Here is a 16757-nt window from a genome sequence, read left to right as displayed (position 1 = left end):
ACGCGTGTTTACCGCCGCCCCTTGAAGCCCATCATTCCTTGCACGACGGCCTCGCTCTCCTCGGCGATCGCGCCTTCTTGGGCGACGCGGTCGGCGCAGTCCTCGCACATCTTCTTCTTCTTGGTCCCGACCTTGACCGTCTTCAGCTCGTCGACCTCGTTGTCGCACTCGCGGCACGTGGGCATTCCGGATCCTCCTCGGCGCGATCCTAGCCCAAACGGCCCCTCGGGTCGGGCGATGGCAAAAAGTTGGCCCTCCCGATCTGCTTCTCGTATCGGGCAGACGGACACACTTTCATGGAACGACGGATCGGCCCTCGCGCACAGTGCGACTATCCCCTGGTTGCCATCGTGGATGGGCATCGCCACGCGTGCCGCGCCGTCGACCTCTCGGTGAGCGGGCTCGTCTTCGAAAGGCCACGTGCGCTCGTGGATCGGGAGCTCAGCATGACCACCGCGTTCGAGCTCGACGTCGGCGCGGGCCGACCGATTCGCCTGCGCGGCCGTCCGATCTGGTCGAAGGACCGGCTGCAGGCGATTCGTTTCGTCTCGATGAACGACGCCGACCGGCTCACCCTCGCCGAGCAGCTCGATCGCAAGAAGATCCTCGGCGATCCTTTGCATTGAGGCCCGAGCGCCGCCGCCCGACGACGAGCGCCATTCCGAGCGCCATCATCGCCGCTATCACGCCGTCTTTTTCCTCGCTCCCGCCCGCGGCGGTGCAGGCGCAGCCGCCCGTCATCACCATTCCGTCATCGCCGATGGTCCCCTGATTCGGGCCCGCGCCGGTGCCGCCCGCGCCGCCGATACCATCGAATCCGCCGACGCCCGCGCCGCCCATTCCGCCGGCGCCGCTCGTCCCCGAGGCGACCAGCGCCCCGAACGTGTACACCGAGCCGGCATTCTCGCCCTTGTCGTTATCATCGCCCGGGGCGCCGATGAGCACGGTGTCCACGGAGACCGCGACCGCGATGCCGAAGAAATCGCCGTCGACCCCGTCCGACGCGAGAAGCCGATGATCATGGGCAAAAACGCCGTCCTCGCGCACGAATACGTAGGCCGACCCTGCGCCCGTTACATTCGGCCCGGCGAGATAGGTCCCCACGAGCGCCACGTCTCCCGAGATCGACGTCGCCATTCCGAACCTGCCGAATTTCTCCACCGCGGAGGGGACGAGCTTCTGCGGCGCGCTCCAGAGCTTGTCCACCCGCGAAAACACATACGCCGCGCCGCCGTCCTCGGCGACGTCGTCGTCCCCCGCCGCGCCCACGAGCGTCGTGTCTCCCGAGATCGCCACGGAAATTCCGAAATAGTCTTGCTCGCCCGCGTCGTCCGCCGCGAGAATCTGTTCGAGCGGCCAGGCGCCCTCGGCCCGGTCGAAGACGTAGGCCGCACCGACCGGGACCGGCATACCGGCGTTGTCCCGCGGCGCCCCGACCACCGCGGCGTCGGCCGAAAGCGCGACCGACGCGCCGAAATGGCTCGGCGTCCCGTCCGCCGGCAAAAGCACCTTTTGCAGGCCCCACATATCCCCGGACGCGTCCCGAACGAAGATGTACGCCGCGCCGGAATCGAATCCGACCCCGTCCTCGCGGCTCGCTCCGACGAGCGCGATCGTACCCACGATCGCCACCGACGTGCCGAACGAGCCAATCATCTCCGGCTTCGGCGAGACGAGCTTCTGCTGCTCCTTCCAGGCCCCGCCCTCGCGCACGAAGACGTAAGCCGCGCCCGCGTTTTCGGCCTGGTCGTCACCGTTCGGCGCGCCGACGATCGCGATATCGCCCGAGATCGCCACGGAATAACCGAATGCATCCGTCGCCTCTGCATCGGACGCGACGAGCTTCTGCTCCGGGACCCAGACGCCGTCTTTTCGCACGAAGATCTGCGCCGCGCCGGCGTGCTCCGCGATCCCGTCGTCGGAGGGCGCCCCGACGATCGCGGTATCTCCATCGATCGCGACCGATACGCCAAACTCTGCTTCGTTCGTCCCCTCGGGCGCCATGACCTTGTCGCCCTGGTTCCATTCCAGCGCATGGACCGCGACTCCAGTGCGCTCGGACCCGTCGGCCCCGCAACCGGCGACGAGCCACAAAAGCGGGATGAGCCCGCGGCACAGCACGGAACAAATGGTGCGCATGTGTTTCCCCCCGCATCACGCGCGGGCGCTCCGCGTGTGATTCCCGGAAATCAAAACGCGCTAGGTTTACACCACGGAGCGCGCGTGACCACCCGACTCGCGGGATTCACACAAAATCCTGGCGAGCGCCCCCCTTCCGCCGGAGACGGCCGCGGCTCAAATCTCGATGACGCGTTCGTCCGTCACGACAATCGGCAGCGGCACGTCGCCCTCCGTCACCGGCACCTCCGATAACACCTGAAAATCGTACGCCACGCCAATCGCCACCCCCGGCGGACAGAATCGCGGGATCGTTCGATCATAATACCCCGCGCCATACCCGATCCGGTTCCCCTCCCCGTCCACGCCGAGCGCCGGCACCACCACCACGTCGACCTCCGCCGCCTCCGGCTCCGTGAGCCGCGGCTCCTGAAAGCCGAGCCCCTGCTCCTCCATCGCCTCGGGATCGGCGGGGATCCGGAACGTCATCACCCGCGTCTCCGGGTGGATCGAAGGAAATGCCACGACGACGCCCCGCGCCCGGAGCTCAGAGACGAGCGGCCTGAGGTCCACCTCACCGCGTTTCAAAATCGGCCAGAAAAGCGCGACCGTCCGGGCGCCGGCCATCTCCGACCGCGCGAGCAGCCCGGCGCGGATCTTCGCCGACCGCTCGGCCAAGGACTCACGCGGGATCGAGTTCCGGAGCGCCCGCATCCGCTGCCGCAGCACCCCCTTCGCGCGGTAACGCAGCACCCGCATCGCCTCGGGATCGAAGTCTTCCATCGCGGCCACCCTACCCCGAACGCCCCCCCTGCGCACGCCGGTGTCCTGCGCGGCGCTCCCCCACGCGCCCTTGCCGTGGTAACGGTTCTCGAACCGATGCGTCCTTGCGCGATCATCCCCGCTTATCAGGCCGCCCGCACCGTCGCCGAGGTCGTCCGCGCCACGCGCGCCCTCTGGCCCGACCCGTCCGCGGTCTTCGTCATCGACGACGGCTCCACCGACGGCACGGCCGACCTCGCCCGCGCGGCCGGCGTCACCGTTTTGTCGCACCCTAACAATCGCGGCAAGGGCGCGGCCCTCCGCACCGGCATGATGCACGCCTTGCGGCGCGGCTTCGATGTCGCCGTCACCCTCGATGCCGACGCTCAGCATCCGCCCGCCGAGGCGCACCGCATCGCCTTCGTCGACCCCGACCCGCGCGCCCTCGTCCTCGGCGTGCGTGACCTCGTCAAGGCCGGCGCGCCGCGCGCGAACCAGATGTCGAACCGCATCTCGAACTTTTTCCTCTCGCTCTTCAGCGGTCGCCCCCTCGCCGACACGCAATGCGGCCTGCGCCGTTATCCGATCCAGACCACGCTCTCGCTCGGGGCCCGCGACGACGGCTATGCCTTCGAGGCCGAGATCATCCTCCGCGCCATTGCGGCCGGCGTCCGCGTCGTCGAGGTCCCGATGGACGTCGTGTATCCGCCGGAGCACGAGCGCATCACCCATTTCCACAGCGTGCGCGACCCGGCGCGTATCGTCTTCCGCGTCGTCACCACCATCGCCGAATCGAGGCTCGCCCCCGTCAAGATTCCCCCGGCGCCCCCGCCCGCGCCCCCGGCCAAACCCTCGCGACCCCCGCGGGAAACGCCCCTCGAGAGCGCCCAGGAGCTCTGACCCGAGGCGCCGTGACCGAAGAAGACCCGAAGAAGCCCGCCCAGAGGCCCCGCGCACGCTGGAAACGGCGCCTTCTCGTGGCGTTTGTCCTCCTCGTCGTCGTCCCGTCTCTCGCCCACGTCGGAATCCTCGCCGGCACGCGCATCGAGCCCCCGACCATTGCCGCCACGACTGGCGACGCCGTCGAAACGCGCCCCGGCCTGCGTGTCCTCGGCCCTGCGTATGCCCGAAAGCGCGGCGCGATCCTCGAAGTCCGCCTCGCCGGCACCCCCGAGGAGATCGGCCACCAGCACGCGCGCCTCCTCTATCGCGAAATGGTCGAAAACGAGGGCACGCTGTACGACCAGTTCAGCCATTACGTCCCCGTCCCGCCCCTCCGCTGGCTCCTCGTCGACCTTAGCCGCCTCGAATTCCGCCACGTCGACCAGGGCATGCAGGACGAACGCCGCCGCGAAATCGCCGCCCAGGCCCGCGGCTTCTCGCCCGACCCTTACGACGGCTTCCTCTCGACCTACCATCGCTTCGTTTTTCTGCATTCCCTCTACGACATCGCCCTCTCCTTCGAGCATTCCCCGCTCATCGGCTGCACGAGCTTCGCCCTCGGCGACGGCGCCTTCGAGGACGGCCACACCGTCCTCGCCCGCAATTTCGATTTCGAGGCCGGCAGCATCTTCGACACGGGCAAGGCCGTCTTCCTCGTCCGCGAAGAAGGCCGCATTCCATATGCTTCCGTCGCCTGGCCCGGCCTCGTCGGCGCCGTCAGCGGCATGAACGCCGAGGGCCTCGCGCTCGTCGTCCACGGCGCCCGCGCCAGCGAACCTCGCAACGTCGGCGAGCCCGTCGTCCACACGACCCGCGACCTCCTCGGCCGCGCCCGCACCACCGCCGAGGCCATCGACCTCCTCCGCGACCGGTCGCCCATGGTCTCGCACATGATCATGCTCACCGACGCGAAAGGCGACGTCGCGATCGTCGAACGCGCCCCGGGCGAGCCGATCCACGTCCGTCGTGGACGCGGAAAAGTCCCGCTCACGAACCACCTCGAAGGCCCGCTCGCCGGCGATCCTGCGAACAAGCGCGTCGAGAGCACGACCTCCACGCACCCGCGCCGCGAGCGCCTCGACGAGCTCCTCTCGAATCTCCCGCCGGCCGCGTCCGTCGAACGCGTGATGGGCGTTCTGCGCGACAAAAAGGGCCTCGGCGGGGCGGACCTCCCGATCGGCCATCGCCGCGCGCTCGACGCCCTCATCGCCACGCACGCCGTCGTCATGGACACGACGGCGCGTGTCCTCTGGGTCAGCGAAGGCCCGCACCTGCTCGGACGTTTCGTGCGGTTCGACATCGCCCGGCTCCTCGAATCGGGCTACGAACCGAAGGACGACGAGCCGCTCGTCACCACCCCCGAGGATCCGCTCTATCGGTCTCCGGCCTACGAGGCGTGGGAAAAGGCGGGCAAGCCGCATCATGGAGAGCTGTGATGGATCGACGTGATTTCATTCGAAATGCCCTCGCCGCCTCGGGCGCGCTCCTCGTCCCCGCGACGTTTTGCGGCGAGGCCCATGCCGACGAGGTCTCCGAGGTCCTCGTCCGGATCACGAAGGCGCGCGCGGATCTCAAGACGCTCGTCGGTCCGTTCGAGCAGGAGCGCACGATTGGCCTGCTCGCGACGGCCGTGAAGAGCGCCGGCGAGATGACCCTGGTGCGCCCCGATCGATTGCGCTGGGAGCTCTTGCCCCCGGACGCGGTCACGTACTGGGTCGGCCCCGAGGGTTTTTCCTTTGCGACCCCGCGTGGCGCGGCGAGCGTCGGCAAGGCCGCGGCGGGCCGGTTCGGCGCGGTGCTCGGGGATCTCATGATTCTGATGGGCGGCGACCTCGAAAAACTCCGCGCCCGCTACGACATCAGCATTCCCAGCAAGAAAGACGGCATCACGCTCCGCGCCCTTCCCCGGGCCGAGGACGTGAAAAAACACGTCAAGCGCCTCGAAATGCGCCTCGGCCAGGAGCTCTGGACGATCAGCGAGGTCACGATCGAGGAGCAGGGCGGCGACCAGAGCGTCATTCGATTCGGCAAGCAGAAGCGCGACGTCCCGGTCGACCCGGCGAAGATGACGCCGCCGAAGAGCTGACGCATCCTCTCAATGCCGCGCGCGCTTCCGCGCCGCGGCGAGTCCATCCCGCAACGTCGCTTTCGTCGTCATGCCGCCGAGCTCCATGTCGAGCTCCACCAGCGTGTGGGCCGCGGACGGCCCGAGGCCCGTGAGCACGACGCGCGCGCCGAGCAGCCCCACCGCTTTCGTCGCGCGCACGAGCGCCTCCGCCACGGAGGCGTCCACCGACGGCACGCCGGTCACGTCGAGAATAGCGACCTCGGCTGCGTGCGTCACCACGCCGTCGAGCAGCGCCGCCATCATTTGTTCGGCCCGCGCGGAATCCATCGTCCCCACGAGCGGCATCAAAAGAACGCCGTCGCCGAGCGGCACGAGCGGCGTGGAAATCGCCCGGAGCATGTCCCTTTGCGCGCGAATCGTCTCCTCCTGCGCGGCCGCCGCCTGCGCTGCCCGCTCCGCCGCGAGCTGCTCGGTCACGTCCGTCAGCACCGCTTGCGACCGGATCACATTGCCTGCCTCGTCCCGGTCGGCGATCGCCGAGAGCATGACATCGAGGAGCGAGCCGTCCTTGCGGACGAACTGATAGAGCACGTTGTCGCATCGGCCTGTCTTGAAAAACGCGGGCAGGACGATCTCGCGCGCATACCGAGCCGATTCCGGCGTCAAGAACTCCGTCGAGCGCCGCCCGAGCGCCTCGTCCCGCGTGTATCCCAGGGTCTCGATCCAGCGATCGTTCACCGCGCTGATCCGCCCTTGTGCGTCGATCGAATGCATGATCGTCGGCAGGTTCTGGAACATCCAATCATGGTGTTCGAGCGCGTGGCGCGTCTTCCCGAGGGCCGCCACGGATTGCCTCGCGAGCGACGTCGAGACGCGCTCCACCACGTCCTCCACGAAGGACGCCGCCGCGCCGCCGACCTCCGGCTCGCCCGACGCGAGCACGTGACGAACGAGGGCGCGACGCACGACTTCGAGCGCGAGGATCTCACCATCGAGCGGAATCCCCGTCGTTTCCAGCATTTCGCTCAATGTCGCCGCCGCGGCCTCCGCATCCCCGGCGTCGGCCGCGCGAAAAAACCCGTCCACGAGCGGGTCGACGATCGCGGCGGGCGCATTCGTCCCTCCGCGCGAGGCGCGATCGTCGAGGTCCCGGCGGGCCTCTTCCAGGATGGCTTCACGCCGGGGGAGCAGCGATCCAAGGGCGGCAGCGTGCGAGGACGACATGAGCGGCCGATATAGGACGCGCCGCGGCGTTTGAAAACGGCATTTTGACCACGAAAGACTGTAAAACCGTAGTAGGCTTCGCACATGCGCGCTCTCTCGCTCTCGCTCCGGGCGCTCCTCCTCGCCCCGATCTTCCTCACGGCCTGCGCCGCTCCGCTCGCCCACGGCCCCTCGAAGGGCCTGCGCCTACGACACGTCGTCCTCTACCAGAATGGCCTCGGCTACTTCGAGCGCACCGGCGAGATGTCCTCGGACAAACTCGCGCTCCGGTTCCGCGAGCGGGAGGTCGACGATGTTTTGAAGAGCGTCGTCGTCGTCGAGGAGGGGCTCGGCCCGAACGAGACGCCCTCGACCGTCAGCGCCCGTTTGCCGCGCTCGGGCCGCGGCGACTCGCCCGAGGAGCCGACCGAGCTCGAGCTCGTCTTCTCCCCGCGCCCGTCGCGCCCCGTCTCCATTGCGTATGCCGTCCCCACCGCCGCCTGGAAAGCCACGTATCGCATCATCCTCCCGACGAAGGAGCAAAAGGAGCGCCGTGCGCTCCTGCAAGCGTGGGCGCTCATCGACAACATCGGCGACGAGGACTGGAACGACGTGCGCGTCACGCTCGCCACGGGCGCGCCGCTTTCGTACAGCTCCGATCTTCGCTCGCCCACGATGATCGAAAGGCCCGAGCTCAAGGGCATTTACGGCCCGCAGGGCGGCGCCGTCGGCCCCGTCCTCGCCGAGAACGTCGCGGGCCGCGACACGGACGCGGACGGCGTCCCCGATCGCGAGGACGCTTGTCCCAACGACCGCGGCACCGTGCATACCGATCCCAAGCTCGCCGGCTGCCCCTCGCACGTGCGCCTGGTCTCGAGCGAGCTCAAAATCCTCCCGCAGGTCCTCTTCGACAAGGGCTCCGATATCGTGAAGCCCGTGAGTCATCCGCTCCTCGACGAGGTCGCGAAGGTGCTCCTGGAGAACCCGTGGATCACGCTCGTCGAAATCGAGGGACACACCTCGACCGACGAGACGAGCCCGCCCGATCTCGCGACGCGCCGCGCCTCGGCCGTGCGAGCCGCGCTGGTCAAGCGGGGTGTCCCAGGCATGCGGCTCTCGATTCGCTCGTATGGCACGGATCGGCCCTTGGACAGCAATGCGACGGAGCAGGGGCGCGCGAAAAACCGGCGCGTCGCATTCAACGTCGCCGATCAGGTGAAGCGGGAGGCCACGAACACCACGACGGGGACGACCTCGCCGATCACGACGGAGGCGCTCGCGCGGATGCCCGAGGGTGCAGGCCGCATCGACGCTTCGAGCGGCAGTTATCGGTACCAGATCGCGAACCCCGTCACGCTCGCGAAAAAATCGTCGGCGCTGATCACGCTCATCAATCGCCCGATGAACGGCGACGACGTTCTTCTTTATCGTCCCGACCCCGCGGCGCCGCAAAGCGCGACGCACCCGTTCCGCGCGGCCGAGATCGAGAACAAGAGCGACATCGGCCTGCAACCCGGCTCGGTCTCGATCTTCTCGGGCGGCACGTTCGTCGGCGAGGGCGTGATCATGCGCCTCCTTCCGGGCGAACGATCGACCATTCCGTACGCCGTCGACAATTCGACCCGCGTTTCGCAGGGCCGGATGTCCCTCGACGAACCCCTGCGCATCGTGGCCCTCGCGCGCGGGGTCCTGCGCGTCACGGACCGGCAGCGGCTCGTCACCACGTACGAGGTCGAGCCCGGCCACAACGTGCCGAATACGCTCGTCCTGCGGCATCCGCGAACGCCCGGCTACGAGCCGCTCGCGTTACCCGAGGGCACCGAAAAGAACCCCGATGCCTATTTCATCCGCGTCGCGCTCACACCCCAGAAGCCCCTGAAGATCGTCATCGAGGAGGCGCGCCCCGTCGAGCGGCAATGGTTCGTGCTCACGGCCGACGGCGAACGGCTCGCGCTGTACCTGAAGGGCTCGGCGCTGCCCGAGGACACGCAAAAACGAATGGCTCGCATCGTCGAGCTCCGCCGCACGCTCGGCGCCGCGAACGACGAGCTCAATCGATTGCGCGAAAAACGGCAGGAGGCCGTGGAGCGCGCCGTGGAGCTCAGGGAAAACGTGAAGGCCATCGAGAAGACGCCCCAGGCCGAAAAGCTCCGCAAGATGCTGCTCGAGCGGCTCGAAAGCGTGACGAAGACCGGCGACGAGCTCGCCGTGAAGATCACCCAGCGCAGCGACGACGCGGCCATCGCCCGCGCCGAGCTCGACGATGCCGTGCGCGACCTCGTCATCGAGGAGGACGCGAAGGCGGACCGGGAAAAACCCTAGCTCAGAGCATCGCCACGGGGTCGACGTCCACCACGACCCGCACGCGCCGATCGATCTCGGGAATCGCCGCCGCCGCCGCCGCGGTCGCGGCCCGGAGCGCGCGGCGATCCTTGGCGCGCAAAAGAACCCGGAATCGATACCGACCTCGCAGGCGCGCGAGCGGCGCCGCCGCGGGGCCGAGGACCTCGACCACGCGCGATTGCCCCTCGGGCGAGGTCTTCGCGTGCGCCGCAATCACGCCCGCCGCGCGCCGCGCCACCTCCTCGTCGAGCGCGTCGACCCGGAAGAGCGCCAAACGCGAGAAGGGCGGATACCCAACCTCCGCCCGATCGGCGAGCTCGTGCTCCAGAAACGCGCTCACGTCGTGCCGCTTCGCGAATTGCACTGCAGGTTGCTCGGGATTGCGCGTCTGGATGAGCACCCGGCCCGGTCGATCCCGCCGCCCGGCGCGCCCCGCGACCTGCACGAGCAGCTGAAAACCTCGCTCCGACGCGCGAAAATCCGGCAAGGAGAGCGCCGCGTCCGCATTGAGCACGCCGACGAGCGTCACGTTGCCGAGGTCGTGCCCCTTCGTGACCATTTGTGTGCCCACGAGCACGTCGATCTCGCCCGCCCGCATCTTCGCGAGAATGGCCTCCGCCTTCGCGCCGTCGGCCACGTCCCGATCGAGCCGCGCCACGCGCGCCGTGGGAAACGCCTCGGCGATCGTCTCTTCGAGCCGCTCGGTCCCGAGCCCTTCCAGCGCGAGCGCGGGCGCCCTGCATTCCGAGCACGCCGCGGGCATCGGCCCTTCCCAATCGCAATAATGGCACCGCATGCGTCCGCCCCGCGCCCGGTGAAACGTGAGCGCCACCGAGCAAGCGAGGCACGTGGCCACGTGCCCGCACGACTCGCACACGACGCTCGGCGCAAAGCCGCGTCGATTGAGGAACAGGATCGCCTGCTCCCCCGCCGCGAGCGTCTTTTCGAGCGCGCGATGCAAAGGGAGCGAGATGAGCTTGTTCCCCGTCGGCCCCGCCCCGATGCGACGTAGATCGACCGTCGTCACCTCGGGCAACGTCGCCTCCCGGTGCGCGCGGTCGGGCAGGCGCAATTCGACGAGTTTGCCCTGACGCACGAGGTGCACCGACTCGAGCGAGGGCGTCGCCGAGCCGAGCACCGCCACGGCGGAAGCGCGGTGCGCGCGCAGCAGGGCCATGTCGCGGGCGTGGTACCGCACGCCCTCCTCCTGCTTGAACGAGCCGTCGTGCTCCTCGTCCACGAGGATGAGCCCGAGGTTCGCGACGGGCGCGAAGATCGCCGAGCGCGCCCCGATCGCCACGCGCACGGCCCCGGTCCGCACGCGTTTCCACATCGCGTGCCGATCCGCCTCCGACAAACCGCTGTGCAAGACCGCGAGATCGTCGCCGAACCGCGCTCGGAACCGCGCCACGAGCTGCGGCGTGAGCGCGATTTCGGGCACCATCACGATCGCGCCCCGCCCCCGCGCGAGGCAGCCCGCAATGGCCCGCAGGTACACCTCGGTTTTTCCGGATCCCGTCACGCCGAAAAGCAGAAATGCCGCCGATTTCTGCGCCCCAATCCCCTGCAGCGCCTCCTCGATCCGCGCCTCGGCCGCGCTTTGCGCTTCGTTCAACACCGGCGGCTCGTCGCGCGGCTCGGGCCTTGCGAAAAACGCGTCCCGCGGCGGCTCCCGCTCCTCCGTCACCACGAGCCCGAGCGAGGCGAGCTTCTTCACCGCGGCCCGCGCATTGCCGAATTTTTCTTCGAGCCGCGCGATGGGCATTTCCCCGTTCGACCGGAGAAGCGCGAGCACCGACGCGGCTTGCCCGCGCAAAACCCCCGGCTCCTCCACGGCGTCCGTCGGCCGCGCATACGCAATCTTGCGCCCGCCCACCTGCTTCACGCGCGAGAGCGTGCCCGGAAGCTCCCCCTGCGCTTCGAGCGCGCGCACGTCCTCGCGCTCGACGGCCGGGAGCGCGAGCCGTAGGACCTCGCCGATCGGCGCGAAATAATACGACGAGAGCTCGCGTAAAAACGAGAGCAGCTCCGGCGGCAGGACCGGCTCGGGATCAACGACCGCCGCGATGGGCTTGAGCCGCACGCCCTCGGGCGCCGCGCCCTCGGACGTCGCGAGGACCACGCCGAGGACCTTCTTTCGGCCGAACTCGACGAGCACGCGCGCGCCCGGACGAACCGAGGCGGCGAGCGCGGGCGGGACCTCGTAGGAAAAGGCCCGAGCGAGCGGGACGGGGACGGCGACCTCGCAGAGGAGGGGCATGACTGCCGGAGAGGTATCAGGTTTTCGAGGGTCGTGCATCCAGGAGGACGAGCAAGCGCGACCATGTGCGGATCGTGATAACCTCGGGGCATGACGCGTGGCCTCCTCGATTACCTCGCAGATCCGGCGGAGCGGCCCTTGCTCGAGTTCGCGATGAACGGCACGCTCACGAGCCGGATGCGGCTCGCCTATGCAGCACGGCTCGAAGCGACCGATCCCCAGCGCGCCGAGTGGCTGCGGCTCGAGGTCGCGCTGCATGAGAACGCTGCCGAGGATCCGACGACCCGGGCGCGATTCACCGAGCTCTCGGGCCTCGTCTCCCGCGATTGGACGGATCTCCTCGGCCGCAACGAGATCCTGAATTGCGGCAGCGCCAAGCAAGAGAAGCAGTACGTCCGGTTCACGTTCGAATGCCCCGAGCGCTGGGAGACACTCGCGCCGACCGAGGAGGCATCCGTGCGCTTCTGCGGCCGCTGCCAGGAGCGCGTCTATCTCTGCAGTCGTGGAAGAGACGCGACGGCACATGCCCAGGCGGGGCATTGCATCGCGGTACCCCGGGAGCGATCGCTGGTCCTGGGGAGGCCCGATCCGAACGGCGACTTGGCCAACGCCATTTTCCCCGGCGACGACTGATTCTTTTCAGCCGCCCGCGGTGAGCTGGAGCATCACGAGCCCCGCCACCATCGCCGCCGCGAGCAGCAGAATCGCGCCCGCATACCCGCCCTCCGACGCCTCGCGTGGCGCGACCTTCATCGCGGCGACGCTTTTTCCCTGCGCTTTCAGCGCCTTGCGCCGCTTCTTCGCGAGCCGCTTCTCCCGCTCCGCCGGATCGAGCGATTTCGTCTGCCGCACGCCGCTCTCGGGCGCCTCGGCGACCGCTTCCTTCCGCGGCACCACGCGCTGCGTGGGCGGCGCCTCCGTGTGGTTCGGGTTTTTCTCGGCCGCATTCCCGTTCGCCGGCCGCGCGCGTTTCCCGATCGGCGTGATCACCGCGACCGGACCACGCTCGATCGCCTCGATCGCGCGCTGCCGCGCCCGCCGCTCGGAGATCACTGCCTTGCCGAAATGGTGCGTGAGCCACGCGCCGAACTGGGTCGGGCTCGCCAGCATGCGCGTCTTCGTCGCGTACGCTTCGAGGTCCTCTCGCATCGCCGCGGCCGTGGGATATCGCTCCTCCGTGTCCCGGGCGAGCGCGCGCCGCACGATGCCAAAAAGCTCCTCCTCCTCGGGCAAACCCCGGCTCGGGAGCGCCGGGATCTCCGCCCTGCGCGAGGCCTCCCGCAGCGACTCCCCGGGCTCCGCCTTGTAAAGACGCCTGCCCGCGAGCAGCTCCCACAGGATGATTCCGACCGCAAAGACGTCCGAGGCCCCTGTGAGCGCGTCGCCCCGCGCCTGCTCCGGGCTCATGTACCCGGCTTTGCCCTGGAACGCCGTATCCACGCCGCTCACCGCGCCCGCCCGCGCAATCCCGAAATCGCAGAGCTTGACTCCCCCTTCGAAGCTCACGAGTACGTTCGCCGGCGAAACGTCGCGATGCACGATCCCGAGCGGCGCGCCGCTCTCGTCCTTCCATCGATGCGCGTAATCGAGCCCGCGGAGCACGTCGCCCACGATCCTGAGCGAATACGCGACCGGAAAGGGCACCTTCGCCGCGGCCGCGCGGCGCAAGAGCTCGCGCAGATCGAATCCCTCGACGTACTCCATCGCGAGGTAGAGGCTCTCGCCGTCGCGGCCGAGGTCGTGCACCTCGACGACGTTCTCGTGGCGGAGCAGGCTCGTGATGCGGGCCTCTTCGGCGAGCATCTCCGCCATGCGCGCATCGTGCGCGAGCTCCGGCAACACCTCCTTGATGACGCAGAGGTGATGCCCGCCGAGCTCGGTCTTCCGGCGGGCGAGATACACGTTCGCCATGCCGCCGTAGCCGATCCGCTCGAAGAGCGTGTACGGGCCGAGCTTGCAAGGCAATCGCCGGCTCGCGCGCGGTTTCCGGCGCGAGGACGGAACGGCGGAGGGCGGGGGCGTGGGGGTCGGTTGGACGGCGAGCGCGGCGGTCACGACTCGTCCCCCATGCCAGAGGGCCGGGGGACGGGCCAAGAAACCGCGCGGCTAGAACAGGACTTCGCGCTGAGCGGACTGCGGCACGCCGCGGGTCTTCTTGTTGCTGCCGAAGACGATGAACGGATCGTCACGCGACGGACCGGTCAAGCGCTCGTAGATGGCGTCGATCGAGAGGATGAGGCTCGCGCTGAGCGTGGCATCGGGGCTATAGAACGGATTGCGCCGCTTGCCGTCGAGGCCAATCTGCGTGTTGGCGTTGCCGTAATCGATCGAAAAACCCCACTCCGAAGCGGGGAAGTAGCTCACGCCAACGCCGAAGCTCGTCGTGTACCGCGTCGTCGTCGGGCTCGTGACGCGGCCCGGATCGGCGCACCCCGTGGTGATTTGCACGCAGTCGCTCACCTGGGGCTGATTGAGGAACGAATACTGGAGGCCGCCGCTCAGGAAGACCCAGAGCGTGTGGCCGAAGAGCTTCTCGTCGAAGAAGAGGAACGCGCCGGTGCGCAAGCTGTTCGTGTCGATCGAGCCGCCCGTGAGCTGGTCCGACATCGACACGGTCCCCTGGAGCGTCTGCCGCGGCCGCTGGATGTCCGGGTTCGTCGGGACCGTCGCCCGCGTGAACTGGTGATCCCAGCGCGCGCTCACGCCGAGGAGCACATTCTTCAAGAAATCCGCGTCCTTGCCCCGCATCGGCACCTGCGCGAAGAGCGACACGCGCGGCGACGTCGTCACGTAGATCCCGCGATCGTGCGAGAGCTTCGAGGTCGGCAAAAGCACGGTGCCGTTCACCGCCATGCTGAGCCCCCATTCCTCGTTCGCGCTCCTCCACAGCGGCTTGGAGAAAATGCCCTGAATGGGCAGGTCGCGGAAGAGCGGCTCGCGCTTCGTCGTGGTGAAATCGCTGTTCGTCAGCTCGACGTCGAAGCCGGGCGCCGTCTGCACGCGGAACGAATACCCGCGCGGCGTGCCGTCGGCGCGCTTCGGCTCGAGGATGAAGTAGTTCAGCACGAGGCCGAAGCCCATCGAGACCTGCTCGCCCTCGCTGCCGATGTTATCGCGGCCGATCCCGAGCGCCGTCGTCGTCGCGTTCGTACCCCAGTTGAGGTTCGTGCCGCGCCACCGAACGCGCGCCGGCGCCGTCTTCGGCGTGACGCCCGCATCCGCGCCCGGCCCCGGCGGCGCGAGCGTCCCGCTGTTGCCTCCGGGCGGAGGCGGCGGCGGCGGCGGATTGAGCGGCGTCGTGGTGTTGCCGGTGAGATAAGGCGGAAGCGCGACGGGCGGCGGAGCCTCGGGCGTCCCGGCCGGACCCCCCGGCGGAGGCGGCGGCGGCGGCGCGTCTGGGTTCGGGGAGGGAGGCGGGGGCGGCGGCGCAGCCGGATCGGCCTGATCCGCTGCCGCGGCCGGCGCCGGCTGCGCCAGCGCCGAGGCCTGCCCAAAGAGCCCCACGCCGAGGGCAAAGACGATCCCGAGACGATGCTTCATGCCGTGCTTCTCCACGATCGACCGAGCGCCCTCGCCGCCGGTGCCGACGCCCCGAGGGACTCGGTTGCGTCTCACACCTGGCCCCCGGCGTCAATGACAGGGGGAGGAGGGCGCAGCGATCCAAGGCAGGAACCGTACCGCACCCGAAGCAGCCGCGATCCACGTGTTTTTTCGAGGAAACGGCGCAGGGGTCAGGGGCCGAGGCGGGGGATCGTTACGGTCTTGACGAGGGGAGCCGTCGCGATGCTGACGAGTCGAGAACGGCGGGCGGGGGCGCGGCGTGGGCAGGCTCGCCGAACGTCAGCAGGGGCAGAGGAAGTAGGGGACGGAGACGCTGCGGACCGCGAAGCCGGTCGGTCCCTTGCGGAGGACCGACTGGTAGCCGAGCAAGGAGGGCGACCCGTCTCGATCGAGGTGGACCAGGGTGCTCGGGAGGAAGTCGTCCGCGCCCTCGTAGAGCTTCACGAAACGGGCGTCCTTGCCGGAGCCGCCTTCGAGCTTCCAGAGCGCCGTGAGTTTCCCCCGGAACGCGCTGCAAACCTCGCCCGCGTCGGCGTCGAGCCACACGTACGTCGCGCCCTCGCCCGAAAACACTTTTACGGTCGGGGTCGCGCCATTGAGATGCTCCCAGGCGACGTCGGGCGTCTGGATGCCCGAGTTCTGGTAGGTCTCGTCGATCTCCGTGTACCCCGCGAGGTTTCGCATCTCGGCGGCGGCGCGCGTCGCGAGCGCGGCGGACGCGTCCTTGACCGTGAGCGGGCGCGCCTGGGGGAGGTCGCGGTCACGCGCGAACATCGCGTCCTTGCAATCGCCCTGCACGTCGCCGAGCTCCGCGACGAGCGAACGGCCGCCCTCGGCCATGTCCCACGCCTCCTCGGCGATCTGCTCGGGCTTTGCGGGCGGGATCGGCGTCCCGTCGTAATCTTCGCCCTTCCATTGCTGGCGAACGTTGTACTCCGGCTCGACGCGGCTGATCAGGCTGATCGGGCCGAGCCTGCCCTCGCACACGGCGCCCTCGGGGCCATACAGGCGGACGGGCGTGCCGCTGCGGCGGACGAGCGAGGCCGGAAGCGCGTTCGGCACGATTTCGCGGCGCGCGACGACGGGGGATTCGTCGGAGACGAGGGTCGGCGCGCCCTGGGCCCAGCGATCGACGTCCGGATTGGTATCGAGGACGACGTACGTCTTCCCATTCTCGACGAGGACGTGCGCAAAAAGGCTGGGATCGATGTCGCCCGGCATGACCGGGGCTTTTTCGGGCAAAGGCGCCACGGGCGCGGGGGCCGGCGCGATGACGACGGAGGGCTCGACGCTGGGGATTTTGACGGCGGCCTCGCGCTTCGAGCAACCGGCGGCGGATACGACGAGCAGAAGAGCAGCGAGAGCAGAACCGAGACGCATGACGAAGCCTCCGGGCACGGTACCATCACGATCCGTGCCGGGCCTCGTTTTCGGGCAAGACGCGGCGCGCGCGGGATCTCGCCGCGAAGAGCCGTGTCTCTCGGTCCACCGGCCGTAGCG

The 16757-nt window shown here is 69.0% G+C and carries 14 protein-coding genes; 6 read left to right on the top strand and 8 right to left on the bottom strand.

The window, feature by feature from the left end; translation table 11 throughout:
• Positions 1-8 precede the first annotated feature (8 nt).
• Positions 9-185: a hypothetical protein gene (locus KEG38_RS01860; RefSeq protein ID WP_272417222.1), complete on the bottom strand. Its 177-nt coding sequence runs from the start codon at positions 183-185 to the stop codon at positions 9-11.
• 165 nt (positions 186-350) lie between these two features.
• Between KEG38_RS01860 and KEG38_RS01855 the strand changes: the two genes are divergently transcribed.
• Positions 351-626 carry a hypothetical protein gene (locus tag KEG38_RS01855; protein WP_272417221.1) on the top strand — a complete coding sequence of 92 codons (276 nt, stop codon included), beginning with the start codon at positions 351-353 and terminating at the stop codon, positions 624-626.
• Here KEG38_RS01855 and KEG38_RS01850 read toward each other — a convergent pair.
• Together KEG38_RS01850 and KEG38_RS01845 are read right to left on the bottom strand one after the other, a co-directional pair.
• The gene (locus KEG38_RS01850; protein WP_272417220.1) at positions 571-2139 is read right to left on the bottom strand and encodes an FG-GAP repeat protein; all 1569 of its coding nucleotides are present in this window, start codon (positions 2137-2139) and stop codon (positions 571-573) included. The genes KEG38_RS01855 and KEG38_RS01850 overlap by 56 nt on opposite strands.
• A gap of 156 nt (positions 2140-2295) precedes the next feature.
• Complete coding sequence (locus KEG38_RS01845) at positions 2296-2901, bottom strand: 5-formyltetrahydrofolate cyclo-ligase (RefSeq protein WP_272417219.1); 606 nt, start codon at positions 2899-2901, stop codon at positions 2296-2298.
• A 96-nt stretch (positions 2902-2997) separates the two neighbouring features.
• On the opposite strand from KEG38_RS01845, the gene KEG38_RS01840 reads away from it, so the two are divergent.
• From KEG38_RS01840 to KEG38_RS01830, 3 genes are read left to right on the top strand one after another with little or no spacing between them, the layout of a single operon-like run.
• A complete protein-coding gene (locus KEG38_RS01840) occupies positions 2998-3780 on the top strand; it encodes a glycosyltransferase family 2 protein (protein ID WP_272417218.1) in 783 nt (260 codons plus the stop codon).
• Between the two features lie 11 nt (positions 3781-3791).
• On the top strand, positions 3792-5258 hold the full coding sequence (locus KEG38_RS01835) for a C45 family autoproteolytic acyltransferase/hydrolase (protein ID WP_272417217.1): 1467 nt from the start codon (positions 3792-3794) through the stop codon (positions 5256-5258).
• The gene (locus tag KEG38_RS01830; protein ID WP_272417216.1) at positions 5258-5908 is read left to right on the top strand and encodes a LolA family protein; all 651 of its coding nucleotides are present in this window, start codon (positions 5258-5260) and stop codon (positions 5906-5908) included. The genes KEG38_RS01835 and KEG38_RS01830 overlap by 1 nt, the downstream gene beginning before the upstream one ends.
• Before the next feature lie 9 nt (positions 5909-5917).
• Here KEG38_RS01830 and KEG38_RS01825 read toward each other — a convergent pair whose 3' ends face one another.
• Complete coding sequence (locus KEG38_RS01825) at positions 5918-7114, bottom strand: PAS domain S-box protein (RefSeq protein WP_272417215.1); 1197 nt, start codon at positions 7112-7114, stop codon at positions 5918-5920.
• Between the two features lie 84 nt (positions 7115-7198).
• On the opposite strand from KEG38_RS01825, the gene KEG38_RS01820 reads away from it, so the two are divergent.
• A complete protein-coding gene (locus KEG38_RS01820) occupies positions 7199-9415 on the top strand; it encodes an OmpA family protein (protein WP_272417214.1) in 2217 nt (738 codons plus the stop codon).
• A 1-nt stretch (position 9416) separates the two neighbouring features.
• On the opposite strand, the gene priA is transcribed toward KEG38_RS01820, so the two are convergent.
• Complete coding sequence (gene priA, locus KEG38_RS01815; protein WP_272417213.1) at positions 9417-11696, bottom strand: replication restart helicase PriA; 2280 nt, start codon at positions 11694-11696, stop codon at positions 9417-9419.
• A 90-nt stretch (positions 11697-11786) separates the two neighbouring features.
• On the opposite strand from priA, the gene KEG38_RS01810 reads away from it, so the two are divergent.
• Entirely contained in the window at positions 11787-12329 is a 543-nt protein-coding gene (locus tag KEG38_RS01810; RefSeq protein ID WP_272417212.1) for a hypothetical protein, read from the top strand.
• A 6-nt stretch (positions 12330-12335) separates the two neighbouring features.
• Here the strand turns inward: KEG38_RS01810 and KEG38_RS01805 are convergent, their stop codons facing one another.
• The 3 genes from KEG38_RS01805 to KEG38_RS01795 all read right to left on the bottom strand — a co-directional run bounded on the left by KEG38_RS01805 (position 12336) and on the right by KEG38_RS01795 (position 16637).
• Complete coding sequence (locus KEG38_RS01805; protein WP_272417211.1) at positions 12336-13751, bottom strand: serine/threonine-protein kinase; 1416 nt, start codon at positions 13749-13751, stop codon at positions 12336-12338.
• Between the two features lie 51 nt (positions 13752-13802).
• Positions 13803-15236, bottom strand: a complete 1434-nt coding sequence (locus KEG38_RS01800; RefSeq protein ID WP_272417210.1) for a hypothetical protein — start codon at positions 15234-15236, stop codon at positions 13803-13805.
• Between the two features lie 300 nt (positions 15237-15536).
• Positions 15537-16637 (bottom strand): hypothetical protein, encoded by a 1101-nt coding sequence (locus KEG38_RS01795; protein WP_272417209.1) that lies wholly within the window; start codon positions 16635-16637, stop codon positions 15537-15539.
• Positions 16638-16757: the final 120 nt, after the last annotated feature.

Source organism: Polyangium jinanense (genome assembly GCF_028435265.1).
In the GTDB taxonomy this organism is placed as follows: domain Bacteria; phylum Myxococcota_A; class Polyangia; order Polyangiales; family Polyangiaceae; genus Polyangium; species Polyangium jinanense.
This window is presented reverse-complemented; position numbering and strand designations above follow the sequence as displayed.

Excerpts from the sequence above, each read along its gene's own strand:
- KEG38_RS01810 (WP_272417212.1), top strand. The coding sequence starts at position 11,787 with ATGACGCGTGGCCTCCTCGATTACCTCGCAGATCCGGCGGAGCGGCCC.
- KEG38_RS01830 (WP_272417216.1), top strand. The coding sequence starts at position 5,258 with ATGGATCGACGTGATTTCATTCGAAATGCCCTCGCCGCCTCGGGCGCG.
- KEG38_RS01825 (WP_272417215.1), bottom strand. The coding sequence starts at position 7,114 with ATGTCGTCCTCGCACGCTGCCGCCCTTGGATCGCTGCTCCCCCGGCGT.
- priA (WP_272417213.1), bottom strand. The coding sequence starts at position 11,696 with ATGCCCCTCCTCTGCGAGGTCGCCGTCCCCGTCCCGCTCGCTCGGGCC.
- KEG38_RS01845 (WP_272417219.1), bottom strand. The coding sequence starts at position 2,901 with ATGGAAGACTTCGATCCCGAGGCGATGCGGGTGCTGCGTTACCGCGCG.
- KEG38_RS01800 (WP_272417210.1), bottom strand. The coding sequence starts at position 15,236 with ATGAAGCATCGTCTCGGGATCGTCTTTGCCCTCGGCGTGGGGCTCTTT.
- KEG38_RS01820 (WP_272417214.1), top strand. The coding sequence starts at position 7,199 with ATGCGCGCTCTCTCGCTCTCGCTCCGGGCGCTCCTCCTCGCCCCGATC.
- KEG38_RS01840 (WP_272417218.1), top strand. The coding sequence starts at position 2,998 with ATGCGTCCTTGCGCGATCATCCCCGCTTATCAGGCCGCCCGCACCGTC.
- KEG38_RS01795 (WP_272417209.1), bottom strand. The coding sequence starts at position 16,637 with ATGCGTCTCGGTTCTGCTCTCGCTGCTCTTCTGCTCGTCGTATCCGCC.
- KEG38_RS01860 (WP_272417222.1), bottom strand. The coding sequence starts at position 185 with ATGCCCACGTGCCGCGAGTGCGACAACGAGGTCGACGAGCTGAAGACG.
- KEG38_RS01850 (WP_272417220.1), bottom strand. The coding sequence starts at position 2,139 with ATGCGCACCATTTGTTCCGTGCTGTGCCGCGGGCTCATCCCGCTTTTG.